General features: G+C 65.7%; 11 protein-coding genes. 3 read left to right on the plus strand and 8 right to left on the minus strand.

Going from position 1 to position 12,589, the window contains the following annotated elements; all coding sequences use genetic code 11:
• Position 1 precedes the first annotated feature (1 nt).
• The 6 genes from WBH99_RS08835 to WBH99_RS08860 form a co-directional block, all read right to left on the minus strand.
• Complete coding sequence (locus WBH99_RS08835) at positions 2-1,864, minus strand: diguanylate cyclase (RefSeq protein WP_424219713.1); 1,863 nt, start codon at positions 1,862-1,864, stop codon at positions 2-4.
• Positions 1,865-2,011: 147 nt separating this feature from the next.
• Complete coding sequence (locus WBH99_RS08840; protein WP_424219714.1) at positions 2,012-2,740, minus strand: LrgB family protein; 729 nt, start codon at positions 2,738-2,740, stop codon at positions 2,012-2,014.
• Positions 2,737-3,084 (minus strand): CidA/LrgA family protein, encoded by a 348-nt coding sequence (locus WBH99_RS08845; RefSeq protein WP_424219715.1) that lies wholly within the window; start codon positions 3,082-3,084, stop codon positions 2,737-2,739. Before WBH99_RS08845 ends, WBH99_RS08840 begins: the two co-directional genes overlap by 4 nt.
• 109 nt (positions 3,085-3,193) lie before the next feature.
• Positions 3,194-4,618, minus strand: a complete 1,425-nt coding sequence (locus WBH99_RS08850) for an ATP-binding cassette domain-containing protein (RefSeq protein WP_424219716.1) — start codon at positions 4,616-4,618, stop codon at positions 3,194-3,196.
• Positions 4,615-5,619: a FecCD family ABC transporter permease gene (locus WBH99_RS08855; protein ID WP_424219717.1), complete on the minus strand. Its 1,005-nt coding sequence runs from the start codon at positions 5,617-5,619 to the stop codon at positions 4,615-4,617. The genes WBH99_RS08850 and WBH99_RS08855 overlap by 4 nt, the downstream gene beginning before the upstream one ends.
• 19 nt (positions 5,620-5,638) lie before the next feature.
• Entirely contained in the window at positions 5,639-6,655 is a 1,017-nt protein-coding gene (locus tag WBH99_RS08860; RefSeq protein WP_424219718.1) for an ABC transporter substrate-binding protein, read from the minus strand.
• 379 nt (positions 6,656-7,034) lie between these two features.
• Here WBH99_RS08860 and WBH99_RS08865 point away from each other — a divergent pair, with 379 nt between their 5' ends.
• Entirely contained in the window at positions 7,035-8,321 is a 1,287-nt protein-coding gene (locus tag WBH99_RS08865; protein ID WP_424219719.1) for a hemolysin family protein, read from the plus strand.
• Here WBH99_RS08865 and WBH99_RS08870 read toward each other — a convergent pair.
• Entirely contained in the window at positions 8,318-9,046 is a 729-nt protein-coding gene (locus tag WBH99_RS08870; protein ID WP_424219720.1) for an N-acetylmuramoyl-L-alanine amidase, read from the minus strand. The two genes, WBH99_RS08865 and WBH99_RS08870, sit on opposite strands and share 4 nt — an antisense overlap.
• 188 nt (positions 9,047-9,234) lie before the next feature.
• Positions 9,235-10,833 (minus strand): malate synthase A, encoded by a 1,599-nt coding sequence (aceB, locus tag WBH99_RS08875; protein WP_424219721.1) that lies wholly within the window; start codon positions 10,831-10,833, stop codon positions 9,235-9,237.
• A 129-nt stretch (positions 10,834-10,962) separates the two neighbouring features.
• On the opposite strand from aceB, the gene WBH99_RS08880 reads away from it, so the two are divergent.
• Entirely contained in the window at positions 10,963-11,862 is a 900-nt protein-coding gene (locus WBH99_RS08880; RefSeq protein ID WP_424219722.1) for a LysR family transcriptional regulator, read from the plus strand.
• A 62-nt stretch (positions 11,863-11,924) separates the two neighbouring features.
• Positions 11,925-12,589, plus strand: a 665-nt coding sequence (locus tag WBH99_RS08885) for a hypothetical protein (RefSeq protein ID WP_424219723.1), incomplete at its 3' end; no start/stop codon positions are given.

Genomic DNA, 12,589 nt, shown 5'->3' on the forward strand with positions numbered 1-12,589 from the left:
TTCAGTACTCGTGTTTGTCGGTCCACATTTCCGGCACGAAGCGTACGACCCGGTTGCGGCCGGTTTCCTTGGCCCGGTACAGGGCGACGTCGGCAAATTTGACCGTCTGCCAGAAGGTGTCGCTGTCGTCTGGATAGTCGGCCATGCCGATGGAGATGGTCTTCTGCAGCACGGTGCCGCCGACATTGATGCGCAGCTTTTCCACCGCCAGGCGGATGTTCTCTGCCACCTGGAAGGCGCTGTCGCCGCAAGTGTCCTGCAGCACGATCAGGAATTCCTCGCCGCCGTAGCGGATCACCATGTCGGAGGTCCGCACGGCCTGTTTCATGATCTGGGCAACGGCCTTGAGCACGCTGTCGCCGGCATCGTGGCCGTAGGTATCGTTGACCATCTTGAAGTAATCCATGTCCAGCATCAGGATCGCCAGGTGGCTGCGCTTCCTGCGCACGTTGGCAACCAGGGTCTCCACATACTCTTCCAGGAAGCGGCGGTTATTGAGGCCGGTCATCGGGTCGCGCAGGGTGGATTCCTTCAGGCTTTCCATGAGCCGCCGGGCTTCCAGCACCGGGGCGGCTTCGCGCAGGTAGACGTTGATATAGGGCAGGGCGGCCTCGACACGCTCCTTGTCTTCCCCCCTGACCACCAGCTGCACGATGCTGCCCACCACGCCGGACTGGATGATGGGAAAGCACAAATAACCATAATCCCCCCCTTCGGCCGGAGGCTTGAAAGCATAGCAGATGTCGGGCTGGACGATGCCATCCACCAGATGGCCGGTGCGGCGGGCCCGGCAGGTTTCCGGGCGGTCGAGGATATGGGGATTGCACCAGCGGCAGGGAGCGTTCAGGGTCCCGTCGACGATGAGGGTGCTCATCTCGTTCTTGTCGTGGGCCACCTCGTAGATGGAGAACTCCGTCAGCTTGAATTCGTCTTCGAGGGTGGCGGCCAGGCGCTGGTAAACCTCGATCTTGGCCTCGTCCTCTTCGATGGCCTGCTTGAAGTGGGAGGCCTTGGTGAGCCCTTCGACCATGTCGATGGTCGCCGTCAGCAGGTTTTCGCCAGGCTTGGGGGCGCGGCCGGTGAGTTGGGCCACATCCCGGCCGATACGGTTCAGGCCTTCATCCAGAAACGCCAGGAGCCGGTTCATGTCAAAGGCGATCTGGCCGATCTCATCTCCAGTCTGCTTGTTGACATGGCCCTTGAAGTTGCCTTCGATGGCCTGGTGCACCGCCTCTTCCACGGCATTGGCCGTATCCGAAATGGGGCGCAGCAAATGACGCAGCAGCACGAACAACAACAGCACGAACAGGCTCACCGCCCCGACGATGCCGGCCACGGTGAGGATGGCCTGCTGGCGCAGGGGGGCGATGGACATGGTCATGGTGACGGCGCCGAGCACGTCGCCATCCCGGACCTGATGGCACTGGAGGCAGTTGGGCAGGCCCCGGGCGCTGGCGATGTAGGGAATGGTGCCCCGGAAAATCAGGTCGTCGCCATTTTCGATGACGCGAAATTGGGGTTGGCCGTCCTGAAGCACCTGCTGTTCAATCTCATCGGGCGGCACTTCTCCCTTGCTGGCCTTGCCGAACTGCTGATCCACCAGGGGCGAGCGGATGACATAGGCGGACTTGAGCCCCTGGACTTCAGTCAGACGCTTCAGGAATTGCTGGCGCTGGTCGATCACGCCGTTGATCATGGACTCGGTCAGGTGAACCCGGACGATTTCCGCCGCCGTGCGGATGTGCTCGGTGGCGCTGGCAATCGAAAAGCTGCGAAAGGCATACAGGCTGATCGCCACCAGGACGGCAACCAGGGTCGCCGCAATGGCGAGGAAAAACAGCGAAATCTTGGAATTGAGACGCATATGTCCCGTTTCTCCCTGGAAGCATTTCTGGTATCGAGGGCGGATTATGCCGTCTTAAGTGGGATGGTGGGAACCTGAGCCGACCTGTGGCCGGCAGCAAGCGCGTGGGACCGGTCAGAATCCACCTTGTGGGGGTACGCGGTTGGCTCACAAGGTGTTCTTGATGAAGGGCAGCAGGAGCGGAATCAGCAGGGCGGTGAGCAGGCCGTTGAGGCTCATCGCCAGGGCCGCGAAGGCGCCCATCTGCGGATTGATCTGCATCGCCCGGGCGGTGCCGATGCCGTGCGCGGCCAAGCCGATGGCAAAGCCCTGGGCGGCGGGGTCGCGCACCCGGATCAGGTTGAACAGGTAAGGGTATGCCACGGCTCCGAAAATGCCGGTCACGATCACCATGCCGGCGGTGAGCGAAGGGATGCCGCCGATGCCTTCGGCGATGCCCATGGCGATGGGGGTGGTGACCGATTTGGGGGCCAGGGAAAGAATGGTGGCCGGGCTGGCGCCCAGCAGCTTGCCGATCGCCATGGCCGAGACGATGGCGGTGAGGGAGCCCGCCAGCAGGGCGGCCAGGAGCGGCAGCAGCATGGCCCGGACCTTGCGGAAATGGCGGTAGAGGGGCACGGCCAGGGCCACGGTGGCGGGACCGAGCAGAAAGTGCACGAACTGGGCTCCGTCGAAATAGGTCTGGTAGGAAGTGCCGGTGGCCTGCAGCAGCAGCATCAAAAAGGCGACGGCGAGCAGCACGGGATTGGCCAGGGGATGATTGCCGGAGCGCTGGTAAATGAAGAGGGCGCCTTGGTAGGCCAGCAGGGTCAGGGCCAGCCCCAGGAGCGGCGAGGCCGCCAGATACATCCAGATTGCCTGGAGTTGCGGGCTCATGGCTGTTCTCCCTTGGGAGCCAGCCACTTCAGCACCAGGGCGGTGACGGCCATGGCGAGCAGGGTGCTGCCCACCAGGGCGACGCTGAGCGGCAGCCATTCTTTTGCCAGGGTATGCAGGTGCAGCAGCAGGCCGGTGCCCGCCGGAACGAAGAGGAGCGACAGGTGTTGCAGCAGGTTCTGGGAAGTCTGCTGCAGTTCCTCGCCCGGCCCGCCCTTGATGAGCAGGAAGGCAAACATCAGCATCAGACCCAGTACGGGGCCGGGCATGGGCCAGCCCAGGCCCCGGGTGATGATTTCACCCGCCAGCTGGAAAAGGATGATCTGCGTGAAAGCGGCAAGCATGGCAATTCCCCTGATGACGAGGGCGCCAGTGTATTACCGTGGCCACCCCAAGATAAGTGGCAGCCAGGTGCGTTCATCTTTTACTTTTTGTCAGGGCGGAGGGCTGGATTCAGCTTGCGCCCGCGCTTTGAGCGCGAAAGCGGGCGCAAGCTTCGGCGTAGCTCAGGCGCAGGGGCTGGGCTTTGGTGGTGCGGCGGTTGATCATGCGTATCGAGAAGGCCTCCATCCAGGTCCAGTATTCCTGCCGCAGGGCCTGGGGAAAATCGGTATCGCACATGGCTTGCAGCAGTTTTTCCAGCCATGCCTCCCGGGCCTGTTCGTCGATGCTGAAAGGGAAGTGGCGGGTGCGCATGCAGGTGTTGCCGTGGGCCTGGCTGAAATCCTCGGGGCCGCCGCAGGTTTCCACCACGTAGTCGGCGATGCGCTCCACCAGGATGGCAAACTGCTCCGGGTCGGGGGTGAACAGGTGGCCGATGCGGCTGGACCGGAGCAGGGCGTGGTGGTGCCGTACCAGCCGGCGTAATCCCTCGGCGCCCAGGCCGGCCAGGATGGCAGGGCCGGGAAAGTGCACTTCCGGCATTTCCAGCTCGTGGCTGGCCGGGACCACCCGGCCCAGGGCCGCCCGCCCTTGCTGGGCACAGCTGCAACTGGCGGGGGACGGGGCCTGGACTTCAGGTTGGGAGGTGGGGTTCTGACACATGGAAAAACTCCTTGGTGGGGGGTGAAATGGAGGGCGGGCCCGCTGCCAGCCGCTCAGGGCCCGCTGCCAGCTGCTTGTGGCCCGCTGCCAGCCGCTCAGGGCCCGCTGCAGCAGTCCGGGGGAAATATCGTAGAGGGCTTGCAGATTGGCTGGATTGAGCACCTGCTCCGGGGGGCCGGCGGCGCGGATGCGGCCGTTTTCCAGGAGCAGGACCCGGGTGGAGGCGAGCAGGGCGTGTTCCGGGTGGTGCGTGCTCATCAACACGCCGTAGCCGGCGGCGGCCAGTTGCCCCAGGCGTTCCAGCAGGCGTAGCTGATGGCCGTAGTCCAGCCCGGTGGCCGGTTCGTCCATGATCAGCAGGCGGGCACCCTGGGCCAGGGCCCGGGCGATCAGGGCCAGTTGGCGTTCGCCGCCGGAAATTTCGGTGTAGGGGCGCCCGGCCAGGTGCGGGATGCCCACCTGCTCCAGGGCCGCCGCCGCGATCTCCCGGTCCTCCCGGGAAGGGGCGCGGAACAGGCTGCCGGCGGGCAGGCGCCCCAGCAGCACCACCTCCATCACCGAGTAGGGAAAGGGGGTGATGTGGATCTGGGGCACGTAGGCCAGCTCCCGGGCCAACTGGCGGCGGGGCCACTGTCCCAGGGGCCTGCCGTCCAGCAGAAGTTCGCCCCGGGCCGGGTTCAGCAGGCCCAGCAGGAGGCGCAGCAAGGTGCTCTTGCCGGCGCCATTGCTGCCCAGGAGCGACACCACCTGGCCCGGCTTGAGGCTCAGGGAAATGCCGTCCAGGACCAGGCGCTGGCGATAGGCAAAGGCCAGGTGCCGGGCTTCGAGCTTCATACCCAGCCTTTGCGGGCCCGGTGTAGCACCAGCAGGAAGGCCGGGATGCCCAGCAGCTCGGTGACGATGCCGATGGGGATTTCCGTCTCGGCCAGGTTGCGGGCCAGGCCGTCGGCCAGCAGCAGGAAGATGGCGCCCAGCAAGGCGCTGGCGGGCAGCAGCAGGCGGTTGCCGGGACCGGTGATGAGCCGGGCGATGTGGGGCACCAGCAGGCCGACCCAGCCGATCACCCCGGCCAGGGAAACGGTCAGGGCCGAAATCAGGGTGGCCAGGGCAATGACTCCGTAACGCACGCGCCGGATCGGCAGGCCCAGGGTGGCGGCCTCGTCTTCCCCCATGGACAGGGCATCCAGGGCCCGGCCCAGGCTGGCCAGCAGGAGGATGCCCAGCCCCATGGGGATGGCCACCCGGGCCAGGTCGGGCAGCTCGGCGGTGGCCAGGCTACCCATCAGCCAGTAGACGATGGCGGGCAGCTGGTTGTAGGGATCGGCCACATACTTGACCAGGGAGAGCAGGGCGGTGAACAGGGCGCCGCTGATGATGCCCCCCAGCACCAGCATCACCAGGGAACCGCCGAACAGGCCGGCGATGCCGACGCCGATGGCCACGGCCAGGAAGCCGGTGGCAAAGGCGCCCACCTGCATGATCCACCAGCTGTCCGAGAACACCAGGCCCAGGGCGGCTCCGGCGGCGGCGCCCGGGAGCACCCCGAGCAGGCCCGGCGACACCAGGGGGTTGCGGAACACGGCCTGGTAGGCGGCACCGGAAATGGACAAGGCGGCGCCCACCAGGACGGCGGTGAGTACCCGGGGCAGGCGGATGTCCACGATCAGGTTGTGCAGCAGGGCCTGGCGCTGGGCTTCCAGTTCTCCCAGGTCCAGCTGGTGCAGCAGGAAGTGCAGCACCTCTCCCGGGGGCAGGGGATAGCGTCCCAGGGACAGGGAGACCAGCATGGTGCCCAGCAGGGTCAGGAGCAGCAGGGGCAACAGGCAGCGGCGCATGGCTTGGCAGTATGCGGGCTTACTGGAACAGGGCCTGGTACTGGGCCTCGCTCAGCTCCGTATCCAGCACCAGGCGGTAGAAGCGGCGGGTCTCGGCGGGCAGGTCGAAGGCAAAGCGTTGCGGGTGGAACAGGCTGGCCAGCCACTGGGCGCCCAGGGCCCGCATCATGGAAGGGGGGCGGTCGATCCAGTTGTGGGGCCAGCGCGGCACTACATGGATGCGGCCCTCGCGCACGGCCTTCACCCCTTGCCAGCGGGGATCCTGGCGCACGCTGGCGGCAAAGCCCCGCTCGTGGGTGATGATGATGTCGGGGGCGTAGGCCAGCACCTGTTCCAGGCTCACCTTCTCCATGCCCGTATGGTCCTTGGGGCTGCAGCGATGGACGTTGTAGCCCCCGGCTAGTTCGATGGCTTCGGTGTGGAAGGAAAGGTGGCAATCGGTCGCCAGGCCGTCGGGCCCTTCGGCGTAATAGACCCGGGGCCGCCGGGATTCCGGTACCTCCTGGCGCAGCTGGTCCAGGCGCTGCAGGGCCTGTTCCACGTAGGCCGCCAGGGCCTCGCCCCGGGCTTCCCGGCCCAGCAGGCGCCCCGTGTAGCGCAAGGCGGCGGGCCAGTCGTGCAGGGTGTCGAGCTTGATGAACACCACCGGCAGGCCCATCTTGGCAAAGGCGGATTCCACCTTGCCGGCATCGATCTGGGGACTCTGCCAGGCCAGGGCGAAGTCCGGCTTCAGGGCCATCACCGCCTCGGCGTTCATGTGCTGGCCCATGCCGAACACGCCGCCCACCACCGGCAGCTGGCGCAGCCGGGGGGGAAAGTAGGCGGCCGCGGCCGGCGGGATGGGAAAGCTCAGGCCGACCATCAGCTCCGGCGCCAGGGCATGCAGCAGCACATTCAGGGGCGGAGCCGAGCCGAATACCCGCTGGATCTGTTCGGGGAGCTGCACCCGGCGGCCGTTCATGTCGGTGATTTCCCGGGCTTCCAGGGGGGCGGCAAGGGCCAGGATCAGGCCCAGGCAGAGTAGTAGTTTATGCATCGTCGATTCCTCAGAAGGTGAAGGCCAGTTTCGCGGCCAGGGTGCGGGGGCTCCGGGGTCGTCGGTGGAGGCTTTCCGCGGAACGGGTGACAGGCTTGTTATCTAATATCGTATATAGCGAGGGTCGTATCCACGTCAGGAGGGGTGGCAAATTGTGTGCCAACACCACTATCCTTGCAGGTTAAGGGTTCTGGAGCGGACTTGTGTTTCGTTATGTTGTTTTGTTTACAACGATTGTCGGAAAGCTGCCAGGGCCGGGGGCGGAAAAGGGTTGGAAAAGGGTTGGAAAAGGGTTGGAAAAGGGTTGGAAAAGGCTCGGGCGCGAACTATGGGTAGAATGTCCAGGCTGCATGCAAAGGAGCGCAAAGGAGCGGGTCCCATGGATCTCTGGATATTGATGGTTTTGATTCTGGCCAGCGGAGTGCTCTCCATGGCGGAAATGGCGGTGGGGGCGAGCCGTACTGCTCATCTGAGGATGATGGCCGATGAGGGCCAGGAGGGGGCGCGCACGGTGTTGCAGTTCCGGGAAAGCCCGAGCCGCCTGCTGGCCACCACCCAGCTGGGCATCACGGCCCTGGCCATGCTCTCCGGCATCTTCGGCGAGGCCCTGTGGGTGCCGCGCCTGGAAGCCGGGATCGTGCTCCATCTCCCGGCGGCGGCGCCTTTTGCGTATGGTTTATCCCTGGCGCTGGTGGTGACCGTGGTGACTTTCTTCAGCCTGGTGTTCGGCGAGGTGGTGCCCAAGCGGCTGGCCCTGGCCCGGCCCGAGGCCGTGGCGGTGGCCATGTCCGGGCTCATGGACTGGATGCTGCGCCTGGCCGGGCCGCTGATCTGGGGGGTGTCGCGCACCTCCGACGCGGTGTTGCGGTTCTTTCCCGCCAAGGGCTCGGCAGAGGCTTCGGCCTCGGATGAAATCCGCATCCTGATCGAATCCGGGCGCAAGGACGGGCGCCTGGATGAAACCGAGAGCGAGATTCTCGGCAATGTCTTTCGCCTCGATAACCGGCGGGTGGGGGCGATCATGACCCCGGCGGCCAACATCGCCTACCTCGACCTGACCCTGCCCCGCGAGGCCAATATGGCCGTACTGCAGGCGCGCAGCGTTTCCCGCTTTCTGGTCTGCAAGGGCGGTGTGGTGAATCCCCTCGGCTTCGTCGAAAGCCGGGACTTGCTGCGTACCGTGCTGGCGGGCAAGAGCCTGGATTTCGGCGCCCTCTCCCCGGTGACGCCGCACTATGTGCCCAATGCCCTGTCCCTGATCGGTTTGCTCGAATTCTTCAAGGCCAACCGCACCCAGATCGCCCTGGTGGTCAATGAATTCGGCGCCACCGAAGGACTGGTGACCCTGTCCGACCTGATGGGCACCGTGGTGGGCGACGTGCTTTCCGGTGCCGTGGAGTCTCCCCTGGCCCTGCCCCGCGAGGATGGCAGCTGGCTGCTCGATGGCCTCTTGCCCACCGATGAATTGAAGGAGTTGCTGGAACTGCCGGAGTTGCCCGGGGAAGAATTGGGTAACTACCACACCCTGGGGGGCTTCGTGGTGTCGCAACTGGGCAAGGTGCCCAAGAAGACGGAAGCCTTCATCTGGGGCGGCTGGCGCTTCGAGGTGATGGATATGGAAAAGAACCGGGTGGACGAGGTGCTGGCCAAGCGGGTGGAGGGCTAAGACTGCCGCTGCTGCAGCAGGCAGTAAAGCCGTTCCCGGTCCTCGGGCGTCAGTTCCGGGTTGCTGTCTTCCGGGGCAAAATGCAGTTTGAAGGCGGCGCTGGCAGCCTCCGGACGGGAAGGGTCATAACCCAGGGCGGCAAGGCCTGGCAGGGCATCGAAATCCGCCGGTGTTTCCGGGTAGGGCGGCGCGCACCAGAGGCCGAAGCCGGCGGCGGCCAGCTGGGCCCAGGGAAAATGAATGCTGGGATCGGCCTTGCGTCCCGGGGCCACATCGGCGTGCCCGAGGAAATTGGCCCGGGGAATCTGGTGCCGGGTCTGGATGTCGGTGAGCAAGGCCAGCAGGGCATCGATCTGGACCGGGGGGAAGGGCTCGAAACCATTGTTGTCCAGTTCGATGCCGATCGAGGCGGAGTTCATGTCGGTCTGTCCGCCCCACCAGGAAACTCCGGCATGCCAGGCGCGCTGGCTTTCATCCACGAGTTGCAGCACCCGGCCGTCGCGCCCGACCAGGTAGTGGCTGCTGACTTTGCTGGCCGGGCTGGTGAGGGTGCTCAGGGCGGCTTCCAGGGTGTTGTTGCTGGTGTGGTGCAAGATCACATAATTGGCCCGGCGCGGCTCGAAGTTGGGGGAAGGCCGCCACTCGGCCGCGGGACTGCCCAGGCGCGGCGTGACCGGGGCGCAGGCCGATACGATGAGACAAAGTAGCAGTAGGGCGCCGCGCATCGCAATCATCGCAACGCAGCAACAGCGAGCAGGAAAGTCGCAGGGCGGGTGGTGGCAGGCATGGGGGAGGCCAGAGGAGCAGGAGGCGCTATTGTAGCAAGGGCGCATGCTTGGCAGTTACGTCAGCGGCGCACCGCCAGAAACGCCCCGGTTTGTGCCGGGGCGATGCTCGTTCAGGGGCCTGGCGCTTATTCCATCGCCTCATAAAGCGGCAGGGTCAGGAACTCGGGGAATTCGGGCGCCAGGCTCATGGTCTCGAAGATGCCGGCGGCCTGGTCGTAGGTCGCGGTGTCCTCGCCCTGGGCGCTGACGGTGGCCTTGACCTTGGCGAGTTCCTCGGGGATCAGGCTGCGCACCATCCCGGCGGTGACCTTGCGGCCGTCGTCGAGCACGCCCTTGGGCGACACCACCCATTGCCACACCTGGGAGCGGGAGATTTCCGCGGTGGCGGCGTCTTCCATCAGGTTGTGGATGGGCACGCAGCCGTTACCGGCCAGCCAGGAGCCGAGGTAGTGGATGCCGACGTTGATGTTGTTCCGGAGGCCGGCTTCGGTGATCGGCTGCTCGGGCTGGAAGTTGAGCCAGTCCTTGGGCCCGAACTTGCCTTCCACCTGCTTTTCCCACTGATTGGGCTTGTCGCCCAGCACCTTCTGGAATTCCTCGGCGGCGATGGACACCAGACCGGGGTGGGCCACCCAGCCGCCGTCGAAACCATCGTTGGCGTCGCGGGTCTTGTCGTGGCGGATGCCGGCCAGGGCCTTTTCATTGGCCACCGGATCGTTCTTGATCGGGATCAGGGCGCTCATGCCGCCCATGGCCGGGGCGCCGCGCTTGTGGCAGGCCTGCACCAGGGCCAGGGCGTAGGCGCGCATGAAGGGTACTTCCATGGTGATGGCGCTGCGCTGGGCGAGGCAGAAGTCCTTGTTGTTCTTGAACTTCTTGATGCAGGAGAAGATGTAGTCCCAGCGTCCGGCATTGAGGCCGGCGGAGTGCTGGCGCAGTTCGTAGAGGATTTCTTCCATCTCGAAGGTGGCGAGAATGGTTTCCACCAGCACCGTGGCCTTGATGGTGCCCTGGGGCAGGCCGATGTGGTCCTGGGCCATGACGAAGATGTCGTTCCACAGCCGTGCTTCGAGATGGCTTTCCATCTTCGGCAGGTAGTAGAACGGGCCGGCGCCGCGGGCCACCTGTTCCTTGGCATTGTGGAAGAAGGCCAGGGCGAAGTCGAAGATGCCGCCGGAGACGCGCTGGCCGTCGACGAGCACATGCTTCTCGTCCAGATGCCAGCCGCGCGGCCGGATCTGCAGGGTGGCGATCTTGTCATTGAGTTGGTAGACCTTGCCGGTTTCGTTGGTGAAGCTGAGTTCGCGGCGGATGGCCTGGTACAGATTCACCTGACCCTGGACCTGGTTTTCCCATTTCGGGCTGTTGGAATCCTCGAAGTCGGCCATGTAGGAATCGGCGCCGGAGTTGAAGGCGTTGATGATCATCTTCGCTTCGACCGGGCCGGTGATTTCCACGCGGCGGTTTTCCAGGGCCTTGGGCAGGGGCGCCACCTTCCAGTCGCCTGCGCGGATTTGCTGGGTTTCGGGCAGGAAATCGGGCATCTCGCCGGCGTCGATACGGGCCTGGCGTTCGAGGCGGGCTTTCAGCAGTTCCTGGCGGCGGGGCTCGAACGCCCGGTGCAGCCTGGCTACCAGTTCCAGGGCGGCGGGGCTGAGGATGAATTCCCATTCGGGCTTGATCGGGGCGGTGATCTGCACGCCGGCGGGCAGGGTGAGGCTCATGGTGATCCTTTCGGGATTAAAAGAATTGATTCGAATACCTGGGACAGGGTGGAGTCTATTGCACGGGTGGAGGAAAATAAATACGCTGTTTTGGCAATTTATCTTTTACTCAGGATACAAAACAGACTGATGGATCATCTCAAGCAAATCGAAACCTTCGTGGCCGTGGCGACCCGGGGCAGCCTTTCCGCCGCCGCCCGCGCCGCAGGCGTGACGCCCGCCATCATCGGCCGCCGCCTCGATGCCCTGGAGTCCCGCCTGGGCGTCAAGCTCCTGGTGCGCACCACCCGGCGCCTGTCCATCACCTTTGAAGGCGAAGCCTTTCTGGAGGACTGTCAGCGCATCCTCAGCGACCTGGCCAACGCGGAGGCCAGCGTTTCCGCCGGCGGGGTCAAGGCGAGCGGCCACCTCAAGCTTTCCGCCCCGGCGGGTTTTGGCCGCCGCCATGTGGCGCCCTTGGTGATGCGCTTACTCGAGGAAAACCCGGAAGTCACCGCCAACATCGATCTCTCCGACCGGCTGGTGGACCTGGTCAATGAGGGCATCGACTGCGCCGTGCGCATCGGCGAGATGCCCGACTCCAGCCTGGTGAGCGTGCGCCTCGGGGAAATGCGGCGCCTGGTGGTGGCCAGCCCCGCCTATCTGGCCCGCCGCGGCCGGCCGGAAAGCCTGGAAGACCTGGCCCGGCACAATTGCCTTTCCCTCAGTCAGCAACGGGGCTGGGTGTTCCGGGACCCGGCCGATCCGGCCAGGACTCTGATGTTCAAGGTGAGCGGGAGCTTGACCTGCAACGACGGCGCAGTGCTGCATGACTGGGCGCTGGCCGGGCAGGGCTTGTCCTGGCGCTCCTTGTGGGAAGTGGGCGAGGATCTGCGGGTAGGGCGGCTGGTCGGCGTGCTGGAACACCTGGCCGCGCCGCCCGTGGGCATCTTTGCCGTCTTTCCCGAGCGGCGTCATCTGCCGCTCAGGGTGCGGCTCTTCATCGACCTTCTGAAGAACACCTACTCCAGCCCCGGCTATTGGGAGTAAAGGGGGCGCAGGACGCAGCTTTCTCGGCGATAATTTGCCTTCTCTTGCCTGGAAGGATCTTCATGAGTGGCCCCTGTACCGCCTCCTTTTCCCTGGCTCCCCTGGGGGCCGTGATCCTGGCTGCCCAGGCGATTCAGGAAGCCCGGGCCATGGGGGCCGAATATGAAGCCGTGCTGGCCCAGGCCCGGGTGCGGGAACAGCAGCGCCTGGCCCGGCGCCAGGAACGGCAGGCGGCCCAGGCCGACCGGCTGGCCGCCCTGCAAGCCCGGGTGGAAAGCCTGGAACGGCGAGTGCTGCGCCTCGCCAGTCTGCTGGAACAGACTCCCGATTTGCCGCTCCCGCCCCGGGGCGCGGCGATGGAAGCCTGGGCCGCCCATGTGCGGCAACTGGAAGCCCGGCTCCAGGGCCTGGAAGCCCGGGTGGCGGCCAGCGCTGGCAAGGCCGTGCGCCAGGCCCTGGAGGCCGTAGGCGACAGCCCCGACCTGGATGCCATCCTGGCCCTGTATCTGGCCCGGCGCCAGGTGGAGCGAGGCGAGGCGGAGCAGGCCGCCTGGCAGGCCACGCTGGAACGGGTGCTGGCCCGGCTGGAACTGCCGGCCGGCAAGGCCCTGCCGGCCCGGCTCGAAGCCCTGGCCCGGGAAGTGATCCTGGCCGAGACCCCGGCCCGGGCCGAACTGCTGGCCAACGAACTGCGCCTGCAGGTGCATCGGCTCGCCCAGGACCAGGC

Origin of the sequence: Azovibrio sp. (assembly GCF_049658005.1) — a bacterium.
GTDB lineage: Bacteria > Pseudomonadota > Gammaproteobacteria > Burkholderiales > Rhodocyclaceae > Azovibrio.

Bases quoted from the DNA above. Each gene is read 5' to 3' on its own strand.
- WBH99_RS08840 (WP_424219714.1), bottom strand. From the start codon at position 2,740: ATGAGCCCGCAACTCCAGGCAATCTGGATGTATCTGGCGGCCTCGCCG.
- WBH99_RS08845 (WP_424219715.1), bottom strand. From the start codon at position 3,084: ATGCTTGCCGCTTTCACGCAGATCATCCTTTTCCAGCTGGCGGGTGAA.
- WBH99_RS08880 (WP_424219722.1), top strand. From the start codon at position 10,963: ATGGATCATCTCAAGCAAATCGAAACCTTCGTGGCCGTGGCGACCCGG.
- WBH99_RS08870 (WP_424219720.1), bottom strand. From the start codon at position 9,046: ATGCGCGGCGCCCTACTGCTACTTTGTCTCATCGTATCGGCCTGCGCC.
- WBH99_RS08850 (WP_424219716.1), bottom strand. From the start codon at position 4,618: ATGAAGCTCGAAGCCCGGCACCTGGCCTTTGCCTATCGCCAGCGCCTG.
- WBH99_RS08865 (WP_424219719.1), top strand. From the start codon at position 7,035: ATGGATCTCTGGATATTGATGGTTTTGATTCTGGCCAGCGGAGTGCTC.
- WBH99_RS08855 (WP_424219717.1), bottom strand. From the start codon at position 5,619: ATGCGCCGCTGCCTGTTGCCCCTGCTGCTCCTGACCCTGCTGGGCACC.
- WBH99_RS08835 (WP_424219713.1), bottom strand. From the start codon at position 1,864: ATGCGTCTCAATTCCAAGATTTCGCTGTTTTTCCTCGCCATTGCGGCG.
- WBH99_RS08860 (WP_424219718.1), bottom strand. From the start codon at position 6,655: ATGCATAAACTACTACTCTGCCTGGGCCTGATCCTGGCCCTTGCCGCC.
- aceB (WP_424219721.1), bottom strand. From the start codon at position 10,833: ATGAGCCTCACCCTGCCCGCCGGCGTGCAGATCACCGCCCCGATCAAG.